Raw genomic sequence first — 23,963 nt, 5'->3', positions numbered from 1 at the left:
GCCCCGGACCCGCTTGCCCGTTCTCACCACCCAGCTGCCCCGGACCCGCTTGCCCGTTCTCACCACCCAGCTGCCCCGGACCCGCTTGCCCGTTCTCACCACCCAGCTGCCCCGGACCCGCTTGCCCGTTCTCGTGCGCCTGCTGCTCACCCGAGCTCGCCTGGGCCTCCTGCTGTCCGTTTGCCACAGCTGCGGCTCCCGGATCAGCCCACAGCTGCCCGCTCTGTGGTGCCTCCTGCGCTTTAGCCGCCGGACGCGCACCGGTCGACTCCGCTGCGGGCCACCAAGTGGCTTGCTCCTGCACTTCATCCGGCTGTTGCAGCGCAGACTCCGGCTGCTGCGCAGACTCGTGCTGCTGCAGCACTGGCTCCGGCGGTACCGGCGGAAGGGGCGCCTCGAGCACGGAAGCTCGGTCCACCTGGGGAACATCGGGCTGGATGAGGTGCGAGGCGTGCTCAGCTGCTTGCGGGGCCGCCTGCTCGGATGCCTTCGGTGCGGTCTGCTCGACTGCTGGCGGAGCCTCGGGGTGGGCTGTCTGCGAGACCGGGAACTCGGGCGCGGCCTCTGGCTCGGCGAGGGACCGCTCTGCCTTGGGCGCCTCGGGCTCGCCCCCCTCGGGCCCCCTTGCTTCCGGAGCCTCCGGCTCGGTTGCGTTGGCAGCCTCGGGCTCGAAGGTCTGCCGGGGCTCCACCGCAGCGACCGGTTGGGCTGCCGTCGGCGGAATCTCGGGCTCGGCCACCCGGGGAACCTGAGGTTCGGAGGTCTGCTGGGGCTCGACTGCGGTGGCCGGCTGGACTGCCGTCGGCGGCACCTCGGACTCAGCCACCCGCGGAGCCTGAGGTTCGGAGGTCTGCTGGGGCTCGACTGCGGCGACCGGCTGGGCTGGCGTGGGCGGGACGTCGGGCGAAGTCGCCTGGGCAGCCTGCGGCTGGGCCGGCGGTGGAAGCTCGGACTCGGCGTCCTGGGCGACCGGTGTGGCGGCTTGGTTCGGCGGCGGGGTGGTGGTGGTTGTTTCTGGGGGGAAGTCGCCGCCTACCAGGATGGGGAGTTGGTAGCCGGTGTCGTCGAAATCGTCGGCGTCGTACGTGTGCCGCGACGTGAACCCGGCACCCTCGGGCCCGTGCATGATCGGCGTCACGGCTCGCTCGAGGTCAGCGATGCGGCGGTCGCGTTCGGCGACCTCGCGGGCGACCCGCTCGAGCAGCGTGTCGACCTCGTCCATCCGGTAGCCGCGCAGCCCGACGCCGAAGCGGGCCGTCTCGATGTCGTCGGAGGTGAGCGCTTGCCGGGCCGGCACGGACATGTCCGGCCGGTCGTCGTACGCCGTACTCATGGCGCCCCAGCGCCCGGAGGCCACCACGGCGACGGCCCCGATCAGGACCACGACTATCAAGGCGAAGAACCACATCACGGGACCGATCGTGCCATGCCGCGGTACCTCACCGCACAATCGCTCCGGGTTTCACTGCCCGTCCGAACCCAGCCGGTGCGCCTCGCGCCGCTCGCGAGCCTCCGGGCTGTCCACCTCGGCCACGTCCCGGGCCGCCGCCTCGGCCGCCTCCTGGGCCGCGGCGTCGGCCAGCTCGCCGGACTTGACGATATAGCTGATCGCCTCGTCCACGTCGTCGGTGATCACGAACATCTCCAGGTCGGCCGCCGAGATCTTGCCGTCGGCAAGCATCGTCTCGCGCAGCCAGTCGGCCAGCCCGCTCCAGTACGACGTACCGAACAGCACCACCGGGAACGACGTCACCTTGCGCGTCTGTGCCAGCGTGAGCGCCTCGAACAGCTCGTCGAGCGTGCCGAACCCACCCGGCATAACCACGAACCCCTGCGCGTACTTGACGAACATGGTCTTGCGGGTGAAGAAGTACCGGAAGTTCATCCCGATGTCGACCCACTCGTTCAGCCCGCTCTCGAACGGCAACTCGATACCGAGCCCGACCGACACGCCGCCGGCCTCGGAGGCGCCCTTGTTCGCCGCCTCCATCACCCCCGGCCCGCCGCCGGTGATGACGGCGTACCCGGCCTCGACCAGCTTGTGCCCGAACCGCTCGGCCGCGGCGTACATCGGATCGTCCGGCCTGGTCCGCGCCGAACCGAACACGCTGATGGCAGCACCGAGTTCGGCGAGCATGCCGAAGCCCTCGATGAACTCCGACTGGATCCGCAGCACCCGCCAGGGGTCGGTGTGCACCCAGTCGGACGGTCCGCGGCTGTCCAGCAGGCGCTGCTCCGACGTCGACTGCTGCACCTGGTTACGCCGCATCACCACGGGCCCGCGCTGCTGCGACTGCGGGCGGTCCGGGTGGATAGATGGTTCTGCCATACGCCCAGATTAGTGCGGCGGGCCACCACCGACCCGCCGTACGGCCGCGTCCAGCCAACCGTCAAGACACCGCTAGTCCGCTGTCAACCAGCTTCTCAGCCGCTGTTCACACTGCTCGATCTCCGCCTCGGGCACGTACTCCTCCTGCTTGTGCGCGAGCAGCGGGTCGCCCGGCCCGTAGTTGACCGCCGGTACGCCGAGCAGCGTGAACCGCGCGACGTCCGTCCACCCGAACTTCGGCTGCGGCTCCCCACCCACAGCGGCGAGGAACGCCGCCGCAGCCGGTCGCTCCAGCCCCGGCAACCCGCCGGGAGCCGAGTCGGTGATGGCGACCTCGAAACCCTCGAACACCTCCCGGACATGCGCCTCGGCCTCCGCCTCCGAGCGGCTCGGCGCGAACCGATAGTTCACCGTCACCGTGCACAGATCCGGTACGACGTTGCCCGCGACGCCACCGCTGATCCCGACCGCATTCAGCCCCTCGCGGTACTCCAGCCCGTCGATCGGCACCCGCCGCGGTTCGTACGCCGCAAGTCGCGCCAGCACCTCGCCCGCCGCATGGATCGCATTGCGGCCCATCCAGGAGCGCGCCGAGTGCGCCCGCTCGCCACGGGTGGTGATCTCGGCCCGCATCGTTCCCTGGCAACCGGCCTCGACCACCGCGTTCGACGGCTCCATCACGACCGCGAAGACGCCCTGCAGCAACTCGGGGTCCGACTGCGACAGCTTGAACAATCCGTTCCGCTCGGCCTCGATCTCCTCGCAGTCGTAGAACACATAGGTGACGTCGCGGACCGGCTCGGTCAGCGTCGCCGCGAGCCGCAGGCCGACCGCGACCCCACCCTTCATGTCGCAGGCGCCGAGGCCGTGGATCAGCCCGTCCGCGCGCCGCGACGGCAGGTTGTCGTTCAGCGGCACGGTGTCGAGATGGCCGGCGATCACGATCCGCTCGTCGCGGCCGAGGTCGGTCCGGGCCACGACTGTGTTGCCGTGCCGGCTCACCGTCAGATGCCCGTACGCCGACAGCGCCGCCTCCACCGCGTCGGCGAGCTCCTCCTCCGTCCCGCTCACCGACGAGATGTCGACCAGCGCCTCGGTCAGATCGGGCCCGGGCTGGGTGAGATCAAGCTTGGCCATCGGACTCCTCGTTGACAGGTGGCAGGAACACACAGAACTCGTTGCCCTCGGGATCGGCGCAGACCCACCAGCCGATCTCGTCGTCCTTGGGCCGCAGCAGTGTCGCACCCGCGTCGAGGACGGGCTGCAACTCGTCCGCGGTGACGTCCCAGTGGATCCGGTTCTTCACCGTCTTCGGCTCCGGCACCGGGATGAACACCCAGTACGGGAACGGCAATCCGGGGACGTTCTCCAGCCAGTACCAGGGGTTGGCCGGATTGTGCGAGACCTCACCGCCCACCACCCCCGCCCACCAGCGAGCCTGCGCCTCCGGGTCGGCCGAATCCACGATCAGCTCCATCAGCCGGTACGCCGGTACGTTGTCGCGCTCGAACCCGCAGAACTCCCCGCCCTCCGGATCCCCCAGCACGGCCCAGTGCTGCTCGTCGGTGATCGGACTCTGCACCGTCGCGCCGAGCTTCTCCAGTTCCTCGATCGAGGAGGTGAGCACGTCCAGATGCACCCGCTGCTTCACGGTCCGCGGCTCCGGCACCTGGTTGATCCACACCGTCTTCTCCGGCCGGTCCCCCACCAACACCGCAGGGTTGTCCGCCGGCGAAGTCAACCCCAGCACCTGCCCCCAGAACGACGTCATCGCACTGGGGCAGTTCACATCCACACACAGGTCCTTGAACCTCGCAACAGCCATCCCCAAAGGCTAGTGGGCTGTGGTGCTGTGTTTGCGTTGGTAGTGGCGGTTGACCCGTTCGCGGTTGCCGCACGAGGGCGAGCACCAGGTCTGGCGAGGGTCGTCCTGCAGGAAGTACTTCACGCAGCGCGCCGCCGGGCACGCCCGAAGACGCGCTCGGTCGGGGCTGGTCAGGAAGTCGATGCCGGAGCGCCCGACAGCGCCGACGAGCAGTGCGGTCGGGTCCGAGCTACGAACAGACCAGGTAGTCGCAGGTAGACCATCCGCGGGCCAGTCCAGGTGCGATGTGCCCAGCTTGTCGGCGGCCTTGTTCAGGACGGCGAGCGCAACTGCCGGCTCCAGCAGCCGATCGGCGTCGGCCCGACTCGGCGGCGCCGGGCTGACGGCGCGAGCGAACAGCGAACGCACCGCACGCCGTACGGCGAACAGCGCCTGCCGAAGGTCGTCGTCCACAGTCAAGGCCGACGGATCGAAAGGACGACCCAGTACTCCGGACGCCAGCGGCCCGATCCCGTCGACCCACTCGGCCAGCCCGCGATCCGTCCCCAGCAGATCCGCGACCCCACCTTGCCCGTCGTGCCGAATCGTCGCGGCAAGCTCGAAGGCCAGCGAGGTCATGCCACCCAGTCTAATGGCAAACCCAGTTGCTCCCATGTGAATTACCGACCTAGGCTGCAGCCGCGACCACCAACCGGCAAGGGAGTCCCGTGCAACCCGACCTGACAGCGGCCGTCGACCGGCTGAACGCAGTACTGGAAGGCGTCGACGAGGCAGCGGTTCGGGCGCCGTCGCGGTTGCCTGGCTGGTCCCGGGGACACGTGCTCACGCATCTCGCGAACTTCAGCGAAGCGATGACCAGGCAGGTGGAGGAAGCGCTGGCCGGACGGCTGGTGGAGATGTACGACGGCGGTCGTCCGGCTCGGGATGCCGCGATCGAGCGTGGTGCGGGAAGACCGGCCGGGGAATTGAAACGGCATGTCCGGCAGGCGAGTCAAGGGCTCCTCCAGGCATGGCAGAAGGTCGGTCCGGACGACTGGGACCGGCCAGTCCGGCATCGGGAGAGCACGGTGGCGGCGACGGTGTACACCGGCTGGCGTGAGTACGAGATTCACACCGTCGATCTCGGTCTGGAGCCGACCAGCGACGCGTGGTCGACGGAGTTCTGTCTGCATCTGCTGGAGTTTCTGCGCCCGCGAACTCCGGACAACCTCCACTTGATCCTGCGAGCGCCGGACCTCGAATGGGAAGCAGGCACAGGCGAAACCCGCGTGCTGACGGGTGCGCTGACGGACCTGACCGCCTGGATGGCAGGCCGTGAACCCCAGCGCCCGGTGAGCGGCGACCTCCCGGCGCTCGACCCCTGGCCCTAGGAGCGGCTCATCGCGGCCGGCCGGGAGACCGCGGACAGCTTCGCCGGGTTGCGGACGGCGTAGAGGCCGGTGATCAGGTTGTTCTCGATGTGGACAGCCAGGACGGCGTCGAGCTTGTTGTCGAGGTGGAGGATCAGAGCCGGATAGCCGTTGATCTGGACAAGCTGCAACGACGCCGCAGCGGGGATCTTGCTCAGCAGCTTGACGACCCGCTCGGCTCCCCGGATCGGCACCTTCACGGCCTGGACGACGCCGCCGCCGTCGGCCAGCATGACGACATCGGGCGCGAGCATGTCGAGCAACCCTTGCAGGTCGCCCGTTTCGACGGCCCGCTGGAAGGCGGTCAGCACCTGCCGGGACTGGGCCGGTGAGACCACCTCGCGCGGCCGGCGCGCCGCGACGTGGGCCCGGGCCCGGTGGGCGATCTGGCGGACCGCGGCCACATTCTTCTCGACGGCGGCCGCGATCTCGTCGTACTCGAGCTGGAACACCTCACGCAGGACGAAGACCGCCCGCTCGGTCGGCGTGAGCGTCTCCAGCACCAGCAACATCGCCATCGAGACGCTCTCCGCCAGCTCGACGTCGTCAGCGACATCGGGCGCGGTCAGCAGCGGCTCGGGCAACCAAGGCCCGACGTACGACTCCTTGCGCCGGCGGAGTGTGCGCAGCCGGGTCAACGCCTGGCGAGTGGCGATCTGAACCAGGTACGCCCGCGGCTCCCGCACCGAGGCGAGGTCGACGCCCGTCCAGCGCAGCCAGGTCTCCTGCAGGACGTCCTCCGCGTCGGCGGCCGAGCCGAGCAGCTCGTACGCGACCGTGAACAACAAGTTGCGATGGGCAACGAAAATCTCGGTGTGCTCACTCATCCCCGGCTCCTTCCGCTCGGCCTGCCACCCACCAGACACCGGCCGGCGCCGATTCGTGACATCGGCGAGCGGTGTCGCTCGTCACACCTTCGGAGGTGTCACAGGATCGAAGCGGCCGGCATCTCCTGGTCGCAAGCATCCAATCTCACGAGTGAGGACGAAAGTCATGGAACCCCGTATGGACCTGCTGACCAACGAGCTCGGCGCCAAGCTCGGCAAGCGATTCGCCGGTGTCGGTCTGGCGATCCAGCAGACGACACTGCCCCGGAGCACCCAGGAACTGGTGATGCTGCGGGTCAGCCAGATCAACGGCTGTGGTTTCTGCGTCGACTTCCACACCAAGGAGGCCGCGGCGGGCGGTGAGACGCCGGTCCGGCTCAACCTGGTCGCGGCCTGGCGCGAGACGACGGTGTTCACCGAGGCCGAGCGGGCCGCGCTGGCGCTCGCCGAGGAGGGCACCCGCCTCGCCGACGCGTTCCACGGCGTCTCCGACGAGACCTGGGAGCGGGCCCGCAAGCACTACGACGAGGATCAGCTCGCCGCGCTGGTCTACCTGATCGCCGTGGTCAACGCGGCCAACCGGCTCGGCGTGATCGTCCGCAACCAGGGCGGCTCCTACGAACCGGGCATGTTCGACAGCTACACGAAGAACTAGAAGAGGTGACGGCGCCGGCCGGGAGTTGCCGACCGGCGCCATCCGACGTGGTGAGCACCAGCACGACCGCTACTTCAGGCCGGTCGTCTTCATCGCGTCGACCAGCCGTTTCTGCCCGGCGACGAAGACGACGACGGTCGGGATCGCCGCGATCACCGCGGCCGCGAGGATGAGGTTCCACGCGGAGGCGTACTGGCCCTGCATGCCGGAGATGCCGAGCTGGATCACCCGGAGGTCCGGATTCCTGGTGATCGTCAGCGGCCAGAGGAACGCGTTCCAGTTCGCGAGGAAGAACAGTACCGACAACGAGGCGAGCACCGGCCGGCTGAGCGGCAGGATCACACTCCAGTACCGGCGCCAGTAGCCGCAGCCGTCGAGGTCGGCCGCCTCCTCCAGCTCCCGCGGGATGTTCAGGTAGTACTGGCGGAGCAGAAAGATGCCGAAGGCATGGAAGATGCTCGGCACGATCAACCCGGCGTAGCTGTCGAGCAGGCCGAGTTGCTTGGCGACCAGGAACAGTGGCACCAGGATCACCGGCAGCGACACGAGCAGCGTCGACATGATGCCGGAGAAGATCAGCCCGCGCCCCGGGAACCGCAGCCGGGCCAACGCGTACGCCGCCATCGAGTGGAAGAACAACGCCACCACGGTCACGATCACGGCCACGATCGCGCTGTTCAGCAGGAAGCGCGGCATCGGGATCTTCAGCAGGACGTACTGCAGGTTGTCCAGCGTCCACGACGACGGCCAGCCGAACGAGAACACATCCTCGGCCGGTTTCAGCGCGCTGATCAGGATCCACAGCAGCGGCGCCACCGCGATGATGGCCAGTACGTGAGCCAGAACGGGGAAGAACTTAGTCCTCATCGAAGCGGCCTCCTCGGGTGAAGGCGAACATGAGGCCGGTGCAGAGCACCAGGATCGCGACGACGACGGTGGTGAGCGCGGCGGCGTACCCCATGTTGTTGAAGGTGAACGCCTGCTCGTAGATGTAGAGCACCACCGTGCTGGTGGCGCGGGCCGGGCCGCCCTTGGTGAGTACGTAGACCAGGTCGAACGCCTGCAGGCCGGTCACCGCGCCGATGGTGGAGTTCACCACCACGAAGAAGCTCGTCGGCCGCAGCAACGGCCAGATCACGTAACGGAACCGCTGCCAGGCGCTCGCTCCGTCGATCTGGGCAGCGTCCTCGAGCTCCTTCGGGACGTCCTTCAGCCCGGCCAGGAAGACCAGCATCTGGTAGCCCATCAGGAACCAGACACTGATCACCACATAGGTGCCGAGGGCAAGAGACGGCGTACCGAGGAACGACACGTCGCCGAGCCCGAGTGGCGCCAGCAGGTTCGCGATCGCGCCGCGCTTGTCGACCAGCAGGAACTGCCAGATCAGGCCGACCACGACCAGGCTCACCACGTTCGGCAGGAAGAACGCCGAGCGCACCCAGCCGATCCCCCTGAAGTGGTTCCGGACCAGCATGGCCAGCGCGAAGCTGACCACGAACGCCAGCGGCACGAACGTGACCACGTAGATTCCGGTGATCCTCAGCGAGGACCAGAGCTGGTCGTCGTGCGCCATCAGCTTGTAGTTGGCGAACCCGACGTAGGAATAGTTGCCGAAGCCATCGACCTTGAAGAACGCGACGCCGAAGGCGAGCACCATCGGCAGGGCGACGAAGGCGAGCAGACCGAGCACGTCCGGTGCCAGGAACGCGTACGCCGCCAGGGCCTCTCGCCGCTTCTTCGTCATCGAGGCCTTGGCCCGCCGCGGCCTGGTGACCGCAGCGGGCGGACTCGGTGGTGCCGTCGTGGTCACCATCAGCTGATCGGCGCGCCCTGGTAGGTCTTCAGGAACGTGTCGATCTTGGCCGCCGCGTCGGCCGCCGCCTTACCGGGATCGGCACCGTTCAGCTGGCAGGCCTGGATCGCGTCGGCGATCGGCTGGTAGACCTCCGGTGGGAACCGCGGCTCCGGCTTGCCGGTCGGCGCGATCTCGCTGACGAACTTCTTCAGCACCCCCTCGCCGAAGGCACCCTTGGCGTCGGCGGCGGTCTGCACCGACTTGCGCGGCGGCACATTGGTCTTCACGACGGTGTTCCACTGCCGCTGCCGCTCGACGCCCTCGGCATCGGTCGAGCCGAGCGCCCAGGTGATGAACTTCGCGGCCGCCTCGGGGTTCTTGCCCTTGGCATTCGCCACGAAGGCCCAGCCGCCGAGATCGGTGGCGGGCTTGCCGCCGTCCGGCGTCGGGTGCGGAATGATCCCGTACTTGAAGTTCTTCGCCTTGGTCCGTAGGTCAGCGACCGCCCAGATGCCGCTCTGCTGCATCGCGACCGCGCCGGACCCGAGGTTCGACACCACGTCGCCACCACCGTCGCCGAGCGCCTTGCGCGGGGCGACCTTGTTCTTGATCGTGTCCTGCCAGAACTTCAGCGCCTGGACGGCGGCCGGCGAGTCGAAGGCGACCTTGCCGTCCTTGATCGGCGTCCCGTCGCCCTGCCAGAGGAACGGGTACCAGGTGAAGTTCTGGTAGTACCCCGGCAGCGTCTCGAACATCACGCCGTTGCGCTTGGCACCGGTCAGCTTCTGCGCGACGGCCAGCGTCTGGTCCCAGGTCTTCGGCAGATCCGCCTCGGACAGCCCGGCCTTCTCGAAAGCGGCCTCGCTGTAGTACATCGCGAGCGGCTCGATCTCCATCGGCAGCCCGTAGATCTTGCCGTCGACGCTTCGCGCCTCGAGCAGTCCCGGCAGGTAGTCCGCCTTCGACTCGGCCGGCAGCGCCGAGGACAGATCCTGCAGTACTCCGCCGTTGTAGTAGCGCAGGAAGTCGCCGGGACTGATCAGGAAGATGTCGGGCCCTTGACCGGACTGGAACGCCGTCTGCAACGTAGTACCGCTCAGGTAGTCCTTGCCGGGGATGTAGCGCAACTTGACCTTCACGTCGTTGTTCGCGTTCCACTGCTCGGCCAGCGACACGAACCACTTGCTCTGCGGACCCTGGTCGTCGGACGGTCCGTAGAAGTTCCAGAACGACATCTCCTTGCCGCCGCCACCACCGCTGTCGTCACCACCACAAGCGGTCAGCAGCGGGCCGCCGACCGCCGAAGCGGCGAGCGCGCCGAGTCCGCCGCGCAGAACGGTACGCCGGCTGGGCCGGCCGTGCGGCCTTGCAGGGAAGGGAGTTGCGGACATCAGAGACTCCAGGGGTTTCGAGCGTCCGGGCGGGCAATCGATTTCTCGCAATCTACGATCGCGGACCTGAGCGGTCAAGAGGGTTGAGTCGCCGAGTTCGATCAGATCTCCCGGGCCGCCTTGTTTTGGGGGTTTCGAGCAGGATGCAGACGTTGACACTGCGTCAGCCGACTGCCTACGCTGCGGAAATCGATTTCTGAGTTCGAGCCGGAAGCGGGGCGAGGATGCCGAACCGTGCGGGCGAGTTGCCGCGGGAGCTGGTGACGCGGGGACTGGAGGCGGCCCGCAGTGCGATCGAGACCGAGGCCGCCGCGGTATCAGCGCTGGCGGGCCGCCTCGACGGAGTGTTCCTCGACGTACTGACCGCGGTCGCCGCCTGTGAAGGTCACCTCGTCGTCACCGGGCTCGGCAAGTCCGGGCTGGTCGGCCGCAAGATCGCCGCGACGCTCGCCAGTACCGGTACGCCGGCGACCTTCATCCATTCGGGCGACGCCCTGCACGGCGACTCCGGCGCGGTCACCCCACGAGATCTGGTGCTGGCCCTGTCCGCCTCGGGCGAGACCGCCGAGGTGTGCGCCTTCGCTCGGATGCTCGCGGACCGGGACATCCCGGTGATCGCGATGACAGGTGCCGAGGAGTCCACGCTGGCCAAACTCGCCACCTACACACTCGACACAATGGTGTTGCGCGAGGCCGATCCGCTGAATCTCGCCCCGACCGCCTCGACGACGGCGGCCCTGGTGATGGGCGACGCGCTCGCCTGCGCCCTCGTAGTACTGCGGGAGTTCACGCATCAGGACTTCGCTCAGTTCCATCCGTCGGGAGCACTCGGCCGCAAACTCCTCGGCCGCGGAGAGACTCTGTGAACCGCCGGTACGACGTGTGCGTGCTCGGGTCGTTCATGAAGGACCTGGTCGCCAGCGCCGAGCGGCGGCCGCTGCCCGGCGAGACCTTGCACGGCACCGGTTTCGCGGAGTTCCTCGGCGGCAAAGGAGTGAACCAGGCGATCGCCGCGGCCCGGATGGGCGCCCGGACCGCGATCGTCGGAACTATCGGCGACGACCGGTACGGCGAGGAGTTCCTCGAGCTGCTGAAGTCGGACGGTGTCGACACCGAATGGGTGCTGCGGCATCCCGACCTCGGCACCGGCGTCGGCCTGCCGCTGGTACTGCCCGACGGCGGCAACTCGATCATCATCGTGTCCCGGGCGAACTCGGCGATCACTCCGGCCGATATCGAAGCGGCCGCCGAGGTGCTGGCGGCGAGCGGCGTACTGAGCGTGCAACTGGAACTCCCGGTCGAGGCGAGCCGCGCTGCCCTCGAGCTCGCCTCGGCCGCGGGGGTGACGACGATCCTGACCCCGGCGCCGGTCGGCACGGTGGACCCTTCGCTGGGCGAGTTCGTCGACATCCTGGTTCCGAACGAGGTGGAGGCGGCCGCGCTGACCGGGCTCGACTGTGACGACGAGTCCGAAGTGCCGGCGATCGCCCGGCGGCTGACGTCGGAGTGGGACCTGCGCGGCTGCGTGATCACACTCGGCGCCCGCGGGGCCTTCGTCCGGGACGAACTCACCGGCGAGGAACTCCGGGTTCCCGCCCATCGAGTCGCCACAGTGGACACTGTCGGTGCGGGCGACGCCTTCTGCGGCTCACTCGCGGCGTCGCTGGCAGCCGGCGCCGGCCTGGCGGACGCAGTACGGCTTGCCAATGCCGCCGGTGCGCTGTCCACGACGATCCACGGTGCCGCCGTCTCCGCACCCGACCGGCCGTCGGCCCTCCGCCTGCTCGACGCGCAATCTGTCGAAGAGCCTGTTGGTCGCCTTCGCTCATGAGACCCTAGTGCCGTCCAGACGGCCGGTGGTGACGGAGCGGGGAGCGAGCATGACGACGATCTACGACGTCGCGCGTAGATCCGGCGTGTCGCCGGCGACCGTTTCGCGGGTGCTGAGCGGCCGTCGCAACGTGGATCCGGAGCTGTCCGAGAAGGTCCGCGCCGCTGTCGCCGAGCTCGGCTACCGGCCCAACGGGGTCGCGCGGAACCTGCGCAAGGCGAGTACGAACCTGTGGGCCGTGGTCATCTCCGACATCGAGAACCCGTTCTTCACCTCGCTGGTGCGCGGGCTCGAGGACGTCGCGCAGACCGAGGGGTACCACGTTGTCCTGTGCAACTCCGACGAGGATCCGGCGAAGGAAGCGGCGTACGCGTCCGCCGTCCTGACCGAGCAGATGGCCGGCGTCGTCATCTCCCCCACGTCGACAGCCGAGGGCGTGCTGCAGTTGGCCGAGGCGAAGACCCCGATGGTGTTGATCGACCGCCGGGTCGAAGGCGTCGAGGCCGACACCGTGCTGGTCGACAACGAACACGGCGCGGCCGAGGGTGTGAAGCACCTGATCGACGGCGGCTACGAACGGATCGCCTGCATCACCGGCCCCCGCCGGGTCAGTACGGCGATGGACCGGCTCGCCGGCTACCGATCCGCGTTGCGGGCAGCCGGGATCCCTTACGACAAGGACCTCGTCCGGCACGCCGACTTCCGCGAAGCCGGCGGGCTCGCCGCGATGGAGAGTCTGCTCGACCTGCCCGAACCGCCCGAGGCGTTGTTCGTCAGCAACAACCTGATGACGGTCGGCGCGCTGGAATGCCTGGCGAAGCGAGGACTCCGGGCCCCCGACGACATCGCCCTGGTCGGCTTCGACGACATCCCGTGGGCCGACCTGGTCGTCCCCTCGCTCACCACGGTCGCCCAGCCGACGTACGAACTCGGCCGTACTGCGGGCCTCCTGCTCAAGGACCGTATCGCCGCTCCGGGCCGGCCCCCGTCGACAGTCACCCTCCGGACCGAACTCCACGTCCGCGCGACATCGGCACCGAAGCAGAAGTAGCAGCCTTCCGCGGGTCGTAGTACGGGACCCAGCGGGCGAGCCAGCCGGTGCCGGCGATGGTGACCGCGCCGAGTGCCACCGCGGCAGCGGCCAGTGGTGCGACGAAGGTGATCGCGCTGATGAGGATCGGACCGATGACGCTGCCGAACTCGGCGCAGAAGGTCCACCCGCCGAGGAACTGGGCCCGGAGGTGCGCCGGTGCGGCATCGGCACCGAGCGTCTTGACGATGCCCGAACCGAGACCGTTGCCTACGGCCATCAGTACGGCGACGGCGAGTACGCCGAGCAGCGCCGTACTGAAGGGAAGCGTGAGCATCCCGACGCCGAGAAGCAGCGTCGACGGGACGGCGATCCAGACCCGGCCGAAGCGATCCATCACCAGGCCGGCCGGATAGAACAGCAGCATCTCGATGCCGTTCGTGATGCCGAAGACGATCGAGGTGTCGGTCGCGGACAGCCCGATGTGCTCACCCCACAACGGGATCAGGCTGGTCCGCGCCGCCCGGGCGACGGCGATCACGAACACCCCCGCGCCGAGAGTGAGGAACGTACGCCGGTAGTCCCAGAGCACCTTCCTGATCGGCTGTGGCTCGGACTTCACGGCGATGCTCTCGGGCTCGCCGGCGGCCAGGAGAACGACGCCGGCCCCGACGGATCCTGCGACGCCGACGCCGTAGGCCCCGGTCAGTCCCCAGAAATGACCGGCCGCGGCACCCAGGAACGGGCCGATGAACAAGCCGATCCGGCTGACACCACCCAGCGTGGACAGCGCCCGGGCGCGAAGCTCAAGGGGGACGACTTCGGTGACGTACGACTGCCTCGCCAGACTGAACACCGCCCCGGCCAGCCCCGCCACCAGAAGCGCGATCCCCAGCAGCCAAGGCGTCCTGACCAGCATCGCACCCGCCCACGCGACGGCACTGACCGCCGCGGCGACGAGGAGCGCCCGGCGTTCCCCGATCCGTACGACGAGCGCCCCGGCCGGAAGCGACCCCGCGAACTGACCGATCCCGAGCACCCCGACAAGAAAGGCCGCAAACCCGACGGACGCGCCGAGCTGCAACGCCGACAACGCCACCACGGGCAGCACCGCGCCCTGCCCGACCGCATTCAGCACCGTCGGCCCGAACGCCGGCACCGCCACCTGCCACAGCCTGAACTCCCGCGACCCCATCCGCGTCTCCTCATCGGTTTATCTCGACATCAAGATACACGACGTGAAGACACCAACGGCCTCGGCCGGTCGTCAGTGCGGTGGCGGTGGAGGCGTGTTGCCTGCTCTGATCCAGGCGATGGAATCGCGAGCACTGGTCTCGGGTGGGCGGAGGGTGAGTGACGTCCGGTCGCCGGCGAGGTGAGTCACCTCGGGAAACAGTCCTGGATTCGTCAGCCCGCGGTTGAAGAGAGTCACCCCGTGACCGTCGCGCAGTGCCGCCTCGACGACGTGCCGACCGAGATTCTTCGTACCGCCGAGCACGAGCAGCTTCACCGCAGCTTGTCCAGTTGCTGGTCGAGCTCGGTGACCAGTGGGGCGATCCAGTTCTTCGACGGTGGGACTGTGATGGTGCCTTCGGTGACGATCCAGGCCAGTGCGCGGGTGATGAAGCAGACGCCGCCGACGGCTACCTGACGGCGTACGAGGTCTGGGTCGGCGCCGGAGACTTCGGTGTAGTGGGCAACGATCGGGTCGGGTTGGTGGCCGAGGGCAACGGCATCGCGGACGAGCGTGTAGAGGTCGCTCAAGTGCGGAGCCAGGTAGGCCAGCGGCCAGTCGACGGCGGCCCAGCGAGTTCCGTCGGTGACCAGGTTCTTCGGTACGAAATCGCCGTGTACGACGGCCGCCGGCGTCTCGTGGTGCAGCCGGTCGAGCGCCGGTACCGCGGTCGCGATCACCTTGGCGGCGAGTTCGGCTCGGAGCGGCTCGATCCCGCCGACGAGTTCGGCCAGCTGATCGGCGGTGAACTCGCTCTCACCGGCCACCGGCCGCGACTGGATCTCCGCGAGCACCTCGATCGCTGCGAGGAAGCCGTCGGCAGATGGTTCCTGCTCCAGGTTCACCCGGCCGACGTCGGCCAGGACCAGCACCACCGCCTCGTCGAGGGTGGCGTGATGGATCAGCCGCGGCGCGGGCAGTTCGAGCGGCACCACGAAGCGCTCGTACGCCGACGCCTCGCCGGCCTGGGCGTCGCTGCCACGCTTCACGATCACACTGCGGAGACCAAAGGAGATCCGCCAGACCTCCGACGAGCCCCATTCGCGAAGCAGTTCACCCTTCAGCTCCGGCAGCGACGTCGCCTGGGTCGCAGCGAGTACCGGCTCGGCCACAGCGTCGATCCAGCCGGGCAGCATATCAGCTCCTCACCTCAGGGCAGCCGATCACGCGCCGCTGCCGATTGCTCGCGAAATGCTCCGGCCCCGAGGGTATTCGGTCCGGCCGACCAAGCGTCTGGCAGGCTTTGCGGTATGACTGACAACGCCACTCACGCCTGGGGCTACGGCCTTGCCACCGTCACCGAACAGGGCAGCACCCTGGACGTCTGGTATCCGGCCCCCGAACTGGGCGCCGCGCCCGCGGAGAGCAAGGCGCCGGCCGAGCTGATCGCTGCCGAGGGCAACGACGATCTCCGCCGGGTCCGCCGGGTCGTGGTCAAGTCCGAGATCACCCTCGACCAGGCGCCGGCCGACACTGCCGACGCGTACCTGCGGCTGCACCTGCTGTCGCACCGGTTGGTCCGCCCGCACGGCGTGAACCTGGACGGCATCTTCGCCGCGCTGCCGAACAACGCGTGGACCTCGCACGGTCCGGTCCCGGTCGAGCAGGTCGAGCAGGTCCGGCTGCGGGCCCGCGCCGCCGGCCTGCACCTGGCCGTGACGAGCGTCGACAAGTTCCCGCGAATGACGGACTACGTCGTACCGAGCGGTGTCCGGATCGCCGACGCCGACCGGGTCCGGCTGGGCGCGCACCTCGCCGCCGGAACCACCGTCATGCACGAGGGCTTCGTCAACTTCAACGCCGGCACGCTCGGTACCTCGATGGTCGAGGGGCGCATCGTGGCCGGCGTCGTGGTCGACGACGGCAGCGACATCGGTGCGGGTTCGTCGATCATGGGCACTCTCTCGGGCGGCGGCAAGCAGGTCATCTCGATCGGCAAGCGGTGCCTGCTGGGCGCGAACGGCGGCATCGGCATCTCACTCGGCGACGACTGCGTAGTCGAGGCGGGGCTCTACGTCACCGCCGGTACGAAGGTCACCCTGCCGGACGGCACCGTAGTCAAAGCGCGCGAGCTGTCCGGTCAGCCGGGGCTGCTCTACCTGCGGAACTCGGTCACCGGTGCTGTCGAGGCGCGCCCCCGCAAGGGCGAGGGCATCACTCTCAACGAAGCGCTACACGCCAACGCGTAGGCCGGTGGATGCCAACCAACGCGCGCCACAGTACGTCGTACCGACTGTGACTCATCCAACGGAACCAGGGCCCTCCCGCCGGACGTTGAGACACGTATGCCGGTGAAGCGCGGTCCGATAGTCGCTGTAGCAGCAGTGGGTGTGCTGGCCCTCGCTGTCGCCGCAGGTATCTCCGCGATCAGCGGCAAGGGTGTCGGACCACTGCTGCCGCCCCGTGAGCAGTGCGAAGCGACAGCGGGCGGCAACACGGTCGTGCTCGACCTGGACCAGGCGGAGTCGGCCGCGATCATCGTCGGAGTCGCCGTCCGACGCGGTCTGCCGGCCAAGGCCGCCACGATCGCCTTGGCCACGGCGTACCAGGAATCCAACCTGCGCAACGTCAACCACGGCGACCGCGATTCACTCGGTCTGTTCCAGCAACGGCCGTCGCAGGGCTGGGGAACGGCCGCGCAGGTGCGGGACCCGCACTATGCGTCCTGGAAGTTCTACGACGCCCTGGTGAAGGTGCGGAACTACCAGCAACTCGCGGTGACGGTCGCGGCCGACAAGGTACAGCGCAGCGCGTTCCCCAACGCGTACGCCGGCCACGAGGCCGATGCGCGCGTCCTGGCGTCCGCCTTGACGGGCAACACCAAGCAGGCGCTGAGCTGCACCGTCAACACCTCGTCGACGGAGCCGGAGGCGATGGGCACCAACGGCCTGACTCCGCGCGCCGAGGCGGTCCGGCAAGATCTGCTGAAGACCTTCGGGAAGCTCTCGATGGGCGGCTACGAACCCGGCGGCACCAAAACCGGCCACATGGAAGGCTCCGCCCACTACGACGGCCGCGCGATCGACATCTTCGTCAAACCGATCTCGACCGCCAACACGGTCAGGGGTTGGGCTCTTGCGCAATACCTGGTGGCGCGCGCCGACCACTTGAAGATCCGCACGGTGATCTTCTCCGACCGCATCTGGACGGCCGGTTCGAAGTCCGACAACGGGTGGCGTACGTACACACCGCCCGACCGCCCGGGCAACAAAGACACCCTCCGCCACCTCGACCACGTCCACGTCGACGTCATCGAGAGCTGACCCCCACGCGCCTCCTGCGTCGGTGCTCCCGCCCACCCGGAGACGCTGCTCCTCCGTCGCAGCTAGATGAGAGCCTTCGCCACGGGGCTCCGGGTGCCGAGCAGTCCCACGCGCCTCCTGCGTCGGCGCTCCCGCCCGCCCCCGAACGCCGCTCCTCCGTCGCGGCTAGATGAGAGCCGTCGCCGTTGGAGCCCGTCTGCCGAGTAGCCCCACGTCGGCCGCTCGACCCGTCCAACCCGGGCGCCGCTCCTACATCGCGGCTGGTAGAGGCCTTCGGGGCGCCTGATTGCTGCCTAGAGCTGGGGTCGCTACTGCGCTGCTCCTCAATCGCCAGATGTCCTCGGCCAGGCCGACCTGATGGCCCGGGCAAGCCCAGAGCGGCGCACCGGGGTGGGAGGAAACGACGACGTACGAGGCGCGTGGGAATTGTCCGGCACCCGGAGCCCCCGTGGCGAAGGCTCTCATCTAGCCCGCGACGTAGGAGCGGCGCCTCCGGGTGGGCGGGAGCGACGACGCAGGAGGCGCGTGGGACTGCTCCGCACCCGGAGCCCCGTGGCGAAGGCTCTCATCTAGCCGCGACGTAGGAGCGGCGTCCTCGGGTGGGCGGGAGCCGCGACGGAGGAGCGGCGTCCTCGGGTGGGCGGGAGCCGCGACGGAGGAGCGGCGTGGGATGGAAGTACTCACGGCTCTCCCCGCCGAAGCCGGGAGAGCCGTGAGGGGAGCGCGAACGGTTACTCGTCGTGTTCCTGCGGGGGCAGGGCGGCGATGAACGGGTGGTCCTTGTCGATCTTGCCGAGCTTGGAGGCGCCGCCGGGGGAACCGAGGTCGTTGAAGAAGTCGACGTTCGCGGTGTAGTAGTCCTTCCACTGCTCCGGGGTGTCGTCTTCGTAGTAGATCGCCTCGACCGGGCAGACCGGCTCGCATGCTCCGCAGTCGACGCACTCGTCGGGGTGGATGTAAAGCATCCGGTTGCCCTCGTAGATGCAGTCGACGGGGCATTCCTCGACGCAGGCGAGGTCCTTGAGGTCAACACACGGCTGCGCGATGACGTAGGTCACTGGTACTCCTCCTATAGCCAGCAAGCGCAGCGGTCAGGGTGCTGCGGTGCGGTGGTGCTCGATGCAGTCTCTAGTATCAGGCTAGTACTACGCCCACTCTGCCAGGAGTCCGCATCGTGTCAGGCCTCAGCGCCCGTGATATCGGCCACCGTGTCGTGGTTCGCCATCGGCTCCCCGGCGGTCAGCTGACCGATGTGCTCGGCGTGCTCCAGTCCCTGGACGCCGACTCGCTCGTGGTGCGTCATGCCGACAGTACGCCGTACGCGGTCAAGCTGGCCGATATCAGCGCGGCCAAGCCGATCCCCCCGCTTCCGCTCCGACCGGTGGATGTGGAGCAACTGTTCCTCACCACAGCGCTCGGCCGCCCCGCTGTCGAGACCGTGCAGCTCGGGCAGTGGCTGCTCCGGGCCTCCCAGGGCTGGACCGGCCGGGCCAACTCGCTCCTGCCCGCCGGTGACCCCGGGATGCCGCTGAGCGACGCCCTGAAGTACACAGTGGCCTTCTACGAGGAGCGAGGCCTGCGTCCGCTGGCCCTGGTCAGGCTGGGCACACCGCTCGAAGCCGAGTTCCGGCAGCGGGGCTGGGTCGAGTCGAGGCCGGGCGAATCGGACGCGCTCGTCCTGCACACGTCGCTGGACCTGGTGAACGGCGTACCGGCGTACGAGGTCGAGGTGCACGGCAAGCCTGATGACGAGTGGTACGGGACTGCCTTCGACGGCGAGGTGCCCGCCCCGGCGCCCGCGGTCATGGAGGGCGCTCCCAAGGCGGTCTTCGCCTCGATCCGCCTGGACGGCAAGGTCGTCGCCGTCGGCCGCGGGTCGATGACAGGCCACTGGCTCGGCATCGACGGGGTGCGCGTCGCCCCGGAGTACAGGCGGAGAGGGCTGGCCACCGCCGTCCTCCAGGGTCTCGCACGCTGGTCCGGAGCGCAGGGCGGCCGCCGCACCTACCTGGAAGTGCTGGAAGGCAACACGGCCGCAGTCAGTACCTACCTGAGCCTCGGCTACGCAGAGGCCTACCGCTACCGCTACCTCACCAACCGGTGAGCAGACGCTGCCCCAAGCACCGCCAGCACGACAAACCCACCCAGTACGACGCTCAGCGCGTCGGCGGGCGACGTGTGCCCCGAGGTGAGCCAGGCGTACACAGAGCCCGACACAGCAACTCCGAGAGCCCCCGAGAGCTGGGCGTTGGTAGCGACGACACCGGACAGATCTGACGCGTACTGCGTCGGCATGCTCGACGTCACCGCGCCGATCAAGGTGTTGGCGCTGATCCCCAGCCCCAGCCCACCGATGGCGAGCAGACCGAACAGCAGGGGCCCGGACAGCCCACCGAGCATCAGGTAGATCAACACCGCCAGGTAGCCCGTTGCCAGCAGCAAACAGCCGATCACCGGCATGCCCTTGTAACTGCGCCGCAGCCGAGGCAGCACCGGCCCAGCCACGCCGAACGCGGCTACCCATGCCACCATCGCGAATCCCGCGTACGCCGGGCTCTTGCCGAGTCCCTGCTGCAGATACAACGCGAGGACGAAGAGCAGCGCGAAGTACGTGCCGGTCGTGAACGCGTGAGCGAGCAGGCCGGCGCGGACGGAGGCGTTTCGCAGTACCGGACGGGCGATCAGGGGACGGTCGCCGCGGGCGACGGCTCGGCGTTCGCCGTGCTCGAAGAGGGCGAGCATCGGAGCGCTCAGGGCCAGGCAGATCCAGGACCAAGCCGGCCAGCCGCGTTCCGATCCGAGCAGCAGCGGCACGATGACCAACAGGACCGTAGCGGACAAAGTGAGCACGCCGCGCAGGTCGAGCGGCTGCGGCTCACCGTGGACCTCGTCAGCCGGTAGGGCACGGCGAGCGACCAGCAGCAGGACGACACCGATCGGCACATTGATCAAGAAGATCGGCCGCCAACTGGTGCCGAACAGATTCGCCGCGATCAGCAGGCCGCCCAGGACCTGGCCGGCCACGGCTCCTCCCGACAACGCGATCGAGAAGTACCCGAGCGCCCGCAGCCGATCCCGGCCGGCGAAATGCAGCTGGATACCGCTCAGCACCTGCGGAACCATCAGCGCGGCACCTGCGCCCTGAACGAACCGCGCCACCGTCAGCGAGTAGATCTCCGGCGCCACCCCGCACACCAGCGAGGCCGCGGTGAAGACGGACAGCCCGAGGACGAAGACGCGCTTGTAGCCGAACGACGACCCCAGCCGCGCGCCGGTGATGAGCAGTACGGCGAACGCGACCACGTACCCCGAGACCACCAGTGCGACCTGCCCTTCCGACGCGCCCAGATCGAGGCCGATCGACGGGGCCGCGATGTTCGCGACGGCCGTGTCCACGTTCGCCATGAACTGCCCGGTGAGCAGAACGGCCAGCAGAGCGGACCGGCGAGAAGTTCGGGTGAGTAGCGGCATGTGGATGGAACGGCGTACGGATCGAAGGTGTGAGGGCGCAGTAGGGTCGGCCCATGGCAGACCAGACGGCGGAGCGTCCGGAGTACGTGGGCGATTACGAGGGCACCGTGAGGGTGGAGTACACCCCGCATCCGGACGACGGCGTGGCCGATCCGGGCGAGATCGTCTGGACCTGGGTGCCGTTCGAGGAGGACCACCACCGGGGCAAGGACCGGCCGGTGCTGGTGGTCGGATCGGACGATCCCTGGCTGCTCGCGCTGATCCTGACCAGCAAGGACCACGACCGCGATGCCGCCGACGAGGCACGCTGGGGCCGCGTCTGGCTCGACATCGGCAGCGGCCCCTGGGACAAGGAGGGCCGGCGGTCCGAAGTACGGCTGGATCGGGTACTACGGATCGATCCCGGCCAGGTCCGCCGGGAGGGCGCCGCGATCGGCGAGGACCTCTTCAACGACGTCGCCGACCACCTGCACCAACTCCACCGCTCCTGAGCCGGACGACGGGCCTGCAAGCCAGGCCCGCGGCGGCGTCAGGTCGGCGGAAGGTCAGGTCGGCGGGCGGGGTGTACCTGGTTTGCCCGGGGTCGACGGCGGGGTGGTGCCCGGCTTCGCGCCGCAGCGGATGTCGTCGGCGGCGTTGTACTTCGTGGTGAAGGACTCCGTCTTGACCCGCTGGCCGTTCTTCGCGAAGTACCGGTAGATGGTGATGTCGAAGCCGCCGGTCGGCGCCTGCGTCCGGCAGTCGGGCGCGGTGTTGTAGACCACCGAGGGCGAGCGGAAGTTCGACTTCGCCGAGGCGCCCGCGGTGATGTCCCAGACCTTGGTGCCCCAGATCTTCACCGTCAGCGTGCCCTGGTTGCCGGGCGTGGACGGCGTGAAGATGGTCTGCACCAGGATGCCGTGACCGGAGTCGTTCAGGAACTTCAGATCGACCGAACCCCAGGCGACGGTGGCCTCGCGGCCGACCGGGTAGCGGCTGATGTAGACGCTGTGCGCCTTGTGCTCGACATCCTTCAGGCCGGCGAAGAAGGCCGCGTTGAAGGTGGTGGTGGCCGACTGCGAGACGCCACCGCCGAGGTCGAGGACGAACTTGCCGCCGTTGATGATGTTGCCCTCGGTGAAGCCGTTCTCCTTGGTGCGCTCGCCGACGATCTTGTTCAGGCTGAACATCTCGTTCGGCTTCAGCAGCGTGCCGTTGATCCGGCGGGCCGCCGTACCGATGTTCACGTTGCGGTAGGTGGCGTGCGGGAAGTGGGTGGTGAACTGACCCATCACTTCCTTGATCCCGAGTGCCTGCGCCGCCTCGGTGGTGATCTTCGCCTTGGACTTGGCCAGCCCCACCGACGCCTTCCGCTCGCTGCCGGTCTTGGGCAGGATCGACAGGATCGCGGGCACCACCTTGTCGCGGGCGACCACCATGCCGTCGACAGCCGGGATCACCTGCGGCTTGCCGCCCACGATCTCCACCCGGGCGTCCTTCGGCAGCGACTCGAGCTGCTTGAACCGCTCCTTGAACAACGGCTCCAGCTTGGCCGCGTCCAGGCTCGGGGTGAAGTCGCCGTCCTTGGCGACCAGCTTCAGCGCGGGAGCGAACTCGCTCGGCTTGAGGTCGACGCCCTTGTCCCCGACGGTGAGCCGGATCGGCCCGGACATCGCGGGCTCGGCGTACTCCTTCATGGCCTTGTCGATCGCGTCCGTGCCGGCCGAGGGCTTGCTCACGTCGACCGGCAGGTCGCGCGGATTGCCGTCGGACGGGAAACCCGACACCAGGGTGCCGGCCGCCTTGTCGTTGTCCAGCTGCAGGCCGTCGGCGGGCGCGTGCTGCACCGGCTTGGCGTCGGTGAAGGTGATGGTGCCTTCGGTGGCCGGCCGGTTCACCTGCTGGGCCAGCTTGTCGACCGCGGCCTTGAGCTTGGCCTCGTCGCGATCGATCACCGGCGCGACCGCGTCGCCACCGGTCAGCACCTGCCACATCCGCGCCGGGTTGAGGCTGCGGCCGGCCCCGGCCGCTTCGACGGTCGCGTCCACGTCGAAGGTGAGCCCGGCGTCGGCCGGCTTGACCTGGTACGTCGAGTCGCCGGCCTTGACCTTGATCGGCACGCTCAGCCGGTCCTTGATCCCGGCTTCCAGCTTCGCCTTGGCCGCCGCCTCGGACAGGCCGCCGAGCGGGATGCCGAGGACGGTCGTGTCCCCGGGAGTCTTGTCACCGGTGAATGCGTACGCGGCGCCGTAGGCGATCGCGAGCACCCCGAATCCGGCCGCGGCGATGATCCCCGCGAGCTGTTTTCTCCCCACCGGACAGAGTCCTCCTGCTCGAACAACCAGACAGACGCCACTACCTGTCGAATGGCAGAACCGGCATTCTACGGGATCAGGGCAGCCTCAGTTGCCCCGTAGTTCCCGGTAGTGCCCCGCGTAGTAGATCAGTGCCGCAGGGTCAACGACCCCCTCCGCCCCGAGGCTCAGCACCTCGCCGACCACGATCGTGTGGTCGCCGCCGTCGTAGGTCGCCCAGGTCCGGCACTCCAGCCAGGAGAGCGCTCCCCCGATCACCGGGCATCCCGTCTTCGGTCCGGGCGCCGTACCGATGCCGTCGAACTGAGTGAGCAGATCCCGCCCCGACTTGGCGAACCGCTCCGCGATCGCCTCCTGACTGGAGCCGAGCACCGAGACGGCCCAGAAACCGCACTCCAGTACTGCGTCGTGCATCCGGACACCCTTGTCGACGCAGACCAGCACCAGCGGCGGATCGAGCGACACCGAGGTGAAGGCGTTCGCGGTCATCGCGTGCGCGACCCCACCCTGCAGGGTGCTCATGATCGTGATGCCCGAGGCGAACCGGCCCAACGCCGTACGGAAGTCCCCAGGCGCGATGCTGCCACTGGGATCCGAAGTCACCACAGC

The 23,963-nt window shown here is 68.7% G+C and carries 25 protein-coding genes; 9 read left to right on the top strand and 16 right to left on the bottom strand.

The window, feature by feature from the left end:
- From EV138_RS25375 to EV138_RS25355, 5 genes are all read right to left on the bottom strand, one after another.
- Positions 1 to 1,408: DivIVA domain-containing protein (locus tag EV138_RS25375; RefSeq protein ID WP_238158348.1), on the bottom strand; the 1,408-nt coding region annotated here is incomplete at its 3' end.
- A gap of 54 nt (positions 1,409 to 1,462) precedes the next feature.
- On the bottom strand, positions 1,463 to 2,329 hold the full coding sequence (locus EV138_RS25370) for an LOG family protein (RefSeq protein ID WP_133981262.1): 867 nt from the start codon (positions 2,327 to 2,329) through the stop codon (positions 1,463 to 1,465).
- A gap of 72 nt (positions 2,330 to 2,401) precedes the next feature.
- Complete coding sequence (dapE, locus tag EV138_RS25365) at positions 2,402 to 3,466, bottom strand: succinyl-diaminopimelate desuccinylase (protein ID WP_133981261.1); 1,065 nt, start codon at positions 3,464 to 3,466, stop codon at positions 2,402 to 2,404.
- The gene (locus EV138_RS25360) at positions 3,453 to 4,154 is read right to left on the bottom strand and encodes a VOC family protein (RefSeq protein WP_133981260.1); all 702 of its coding nucleotides are present in this window, start codon (positions 4,152 to 4,154) and stop codon (positions 3,453 to 3,455) included. Before EV138_RS25360 ends, dapE begins: the two co-directional genes overlap by 14 nt.
- A gap of 9 nt (positions 4,155 to 4,163) precedes the next feature.
- On the bottom strand, positions 4,164 to 4,772 hold the full coding sequence (locus EV138_RS25355) for a CGNR zinc finger domain-containing protein (RefSeq protein ID WP_133981259.1): 609 nt from the start codon (positions 4,770 to 4,772) through the stop codon (positions 4,164 to 4,166).
- Between the two features lie 89 nt (positions 4,773 to 4,861).
- Here EV138_RS25355 and EV138_RS25350 point away from each other — a divergent pair, with 89 nt between their 5' ends.
- Positions 4,862 to 5,524, top strand: coding sequence for a maleylpyruvate isomerase family mycothiol-dependent enzyme (locus tag EV138_RS25350; protein ID WP_133981258.1), 663 nt, complete (start codon positions 4,862 to 4,864; stop codon positions 5,522 to 5,524).
- Here the strand turns inward: EV138_RS25350 and EV138_RS25345 are convergent.
- Positions 5,521 to 6,390 carry an RNA polymerase sigma-70 factor gene (locus tag EV138_RS25345; RefSeq protein WP_133981257.1) on the bottom strand — a complete coding sequence of 290 codons (870 nt, stop codon included), beginning with the start codon at positions 6,388 to 6,390 and terminating at the stop codon, positions 5,521 to 5,523. The two genes, EV138_RS25350 and EV138_RS25345, sit on opposite strands and share 4 nt — an antisense overlap.
- A gap of 166 nt (positions 6,391 to 6,556) precedes the next feature.
- Between EV138_RS25345 and EV138_RS25340 the strand changes: the two genes are divergently transcribed.
- The gene (locus EV138_RS25340; protein WP_133981256.1) at positions 6,557 to 7,045 is read left to right on the top strand and encodes a carboxymuconolactone decarboxylase family protein; all 489 of its coding nucleotides are present in this window, start codon (positions 6,557 to 6,559) and stop codon (positions 7,043 to 7,045) included.
- Between the two features lie 69 nt (positions 7,046 to 7,114).
- Here EV138_RS25340 and EV138_RS25335 read toward each other — a convergent pair whose 3' ends face one another.
- From EV138_RS25335 to EV138_RS25325, 3 genes are read right to left on the bottom strand one after another with little or no spacing between them, the layout of a single operon-like run.
- On the bottom strand, positions 7,115 to 7,912 hold the full coding sequence (locus EV138_RS25335; protein ID WP_133981255.1) for a carbohydrate ABC transporter permease: 798 nt from the start codon (positions 7,910 to 7,912) through the stop codon (positions 7,115 to 7,117).
- Positions 7,902 to 8,858: a carbohydrate ABC transporter permease gene (locus tag EV138_RS25330; RefSeq protein ID WP_202866818.1), complete on the bottom strand. Its 957-nt coding sequence runs from the start codon at positions 8,856 to 8,858 to the stop codon at positions 7,902 to 7,904. Before EV138_RS25330 ends, EV138_RS25335 begins: the two co-directional genes overlap by 11 nt.
- Complete coding sequence (locus tag EV138_RS25325) at positions 8,858 to 10,231, bottom strand: ABC transporter substrate-binding protein (protein WP_133981254.1); 1,374 nt, start codon at positions 10,229 to 10,231, stop codon at positions 8,858 to 8,860. The genes EV138_RS25330 and EV138_RS25325 overlap by 1 nt, the downstream gene beginning before the upstream one ends.
- A gap of 224 nt (positions 10,232 to 10,455) precedes the next feature.
- Here EV138_RS25325 and EV138_RS25320 point away from each other — a divergent pair, with 224 nt between their 5' ends.
- From EV138_RS25320 to EV138_RS25310, 3 genes are read left to right on the top strand one after another with little or no spacing between them, the layout of a single operon-like run.
- Positions 10,456 to 11,097 carry a KpsF/GutQ family sugar-phosphate isomerase gene (locus tag EV138_RS25320; protein WP_133981253.1) on the top strand — a complete coding sequence of 214 codons (642 nt, stop codon included), beginning with the start codon at positions 10,456 to 10,458 and terminating at the stop codon, positions 11,095 to 11,097.
- On the top strand, positions 11,094 to 12,062 hold the full coding sequence (locus tag EV138_RS25315) for a ribokinase (protein ID WP_238158347.1): 969 nt from the start codon (positions 11,094 to 11,096) through the stop codon (positions 12,060 to 12,062). Before EV138_RS25320 ends, EV138_RS25315 begins: the two co-directional genes overlap by 4 nt.
- 49 nt (positions 12,063 to 12,111) lie before the next feature.
- Positions 12,112 to 13,113 carry a LacI family DNA-binding transcriptional regulator gene (locus tag EV138_RS25310; protein ID WP_133981252.1) on the top strand — a complete coding sequence of 334 codons (1,002 nt, stop codon included), beginning with the start codon at positions 12,112 to 12,114 and terminating at the stop codon, positions 13,111 to 13,113.
- Here the strand turns inward: EV138_RS25310 and EV138_RS25305 are convergent.
- From EV138_RS25305 to EV138_RS25295, 3 genes are all read right to left on the bottom strand, one after another.
- A complete protein-coding gene (locus EV138_RS25305; RefSeq protein WP_133981251.1) occupies positions 13,058 to 14,287 on the bottom strand; it encodes an MFS transporter in 1,230 nt (409 codons plus the stop codon). The genes EV138_RS25310 and EV138_RS25305 overlap by 56 nt on opposite strands.
- 72 nt (positions 14,288 to 14,359) lie before the next feature.
- Positions 14,360 to 14,602, bottom strand: a complete 243-nt coding sequence (locus EV138_RS38225; protein ID WP_238158346.1) for a Rossmann-fold NAD(P)-binding domain-containing protein — start codon at positions 14,600 to 14,602, stop codon at positions 14,360 to 14,362.
- A complete protein-coding gene (locus tag EV138_RS25295; RefSeq protein ID WP_133981250.1) occupies positions 14,599 to 15,462 on the bottom strand; it encodes a phosphotransferase family protein in 864 nt (287 codons plus the stop codon). The genes EV138_RS38225 and EV138_RS25295 overlap by 4 nt, the downstream gene beginning before the upstream one ends.
- Before the next feature lie 114 nt (positions 15,463 to 15,576).
- Between EV138_RS25295 and dapD the strand changes: the two genes are divergently transcribed.
- Positions 15,577 to 16,515 (top strand): 2,3,4,5-tetrahydropyridine-2,6-dicarboxylate N-succinyltransferase, encoded by a 939-nt coding sequence (gene dapD / locus EV138_RS25290; protein WP_133981249.1) that lies wholly within the window; start codon positions 15,577 to 15,579, stop codon positions 16,513 to 16,515.
- Positions 16,516 to 16,656: 141 nt separating this feature from the next.
- Positions 16,657 to 17,589 (top strand): VldE C-terminal domain-containing protein, encoded by a 933-nt coding sequence (locus EV138_RS25285; RefSeq protein WP_369410817.1) that lies wholly within the window; start codon positions 16,657 to 16,659, stop codon positions 17,587 to 17,589.
- Positions 17,590 to 18,320: 731 nt separating this feature from the next.
- On the opposite strand, the gene fdxA is transcribed toward EV138_RS25285, so the two are convergent.
- Complete coding sequence (gene fdxA, locus EV138_RS25280) at positions 18,321 to 18,647, bottom strand: ferredoxin (RefSeq protein ID WP_012923087.1); 327 nt, start codon at positions 18,645 to 18,647, stop codon at positions 18,321 to 18,323.
- A gap of 116 nt (positions 18,648 to 18,763) precedes the next feature.
- Between fdxA and EV138_RS25275 the strand changes: the two genes are divergently transcribed.
- Positions 18,764 to 19,693 carry a GNAT family N-acetyltransferase gene (locus tag EV138_RS25275; protein ID WP_133981247.1) on the top strand — a complete coding sequence of 310 codons (930 nt, stop codon included), beginning with the start codon at positions 18,764 to 18,766 and terminating at the stop codon, positions 19,691 to 19,693.
- Here EV138_RS25275 and EV138_RS25270 read toward each other — a convergent pair.
- Entirely contained in the window at positions 19,675 to 21,060 is a 1,386-nt protein-coding gene (locus EV138_RS25270) for an MFS transporter (protein WP_133981246.1), read from the bottom strand. The genes EV138_RS25275 and EV138_RS25270 overlap by 19 nt on opposite strands.
- 53 nt (positions 21,061 to 21,113) lie before the next feature.
- Here EV138_RS25270 and EV138_RS25265 point away from each other — a divergent pair, with 53 nt between their 5' ends.
- Entirely contained in the window at positions 21,114 to 21,551 is a 438-nt protein-coding gene (locus tag EV138_RS25265; protein ID WP_133981245.1) for a type II toxin-antitoxin system PemK/MazF family toxin, read from the top strand.
- A gap of 54 nt (positions 21,552 to 21,605) precedes the next feature.
- On the opposite strand, the gene EV138_RS25260 is transcribed toward EV138_RS25265, so the two are convergent.
- On the bottom strand, positions 21,606 to 23,354 hold the full coding sequence (locus EV138_RS25260) for a VanW family protein (RefSeq protein ID WP_133981244.1): 1,749 nt from the start codon (positions 23,352 to 23,354) through the stop codon (positions 21,606 to 21,608).
- Positions 23,355 to 23,441: 87 nt separating this feature from the next.
- Positions 23,442 to 23,957 carry a flavin reductase family protein gene (locus tag EV138_RS25255; protein WP_133981243.1) on the bottom strand — a complete coding sequence of 172 codons (516 nt, stop codon included), beginning with the start codon at positions 23,955 to 23,957 and terminating at the stop codon, positions 23,442 to 23,444.
- Positions 23,958 to 23,963 lie beyond the last annotated feature (6 nt).

The sequence above is a fragment of the Kribbella voronezhensis genome, from assembly GCF_004365175.1.
In the GTDB taxonomy this organism is placed as follows: domain Bacteria; phylum Actinomycetota; class Actinomycetes; order Propionibacteriales; family Kribbellaceae; genus Kribbella; species Kribbella voronezhensis.
The sequence above is the reverse complement of the archived record's forward strand: the minus strand, read 5'-3'. Positions and strand labels throughout refer to the sequence as shown.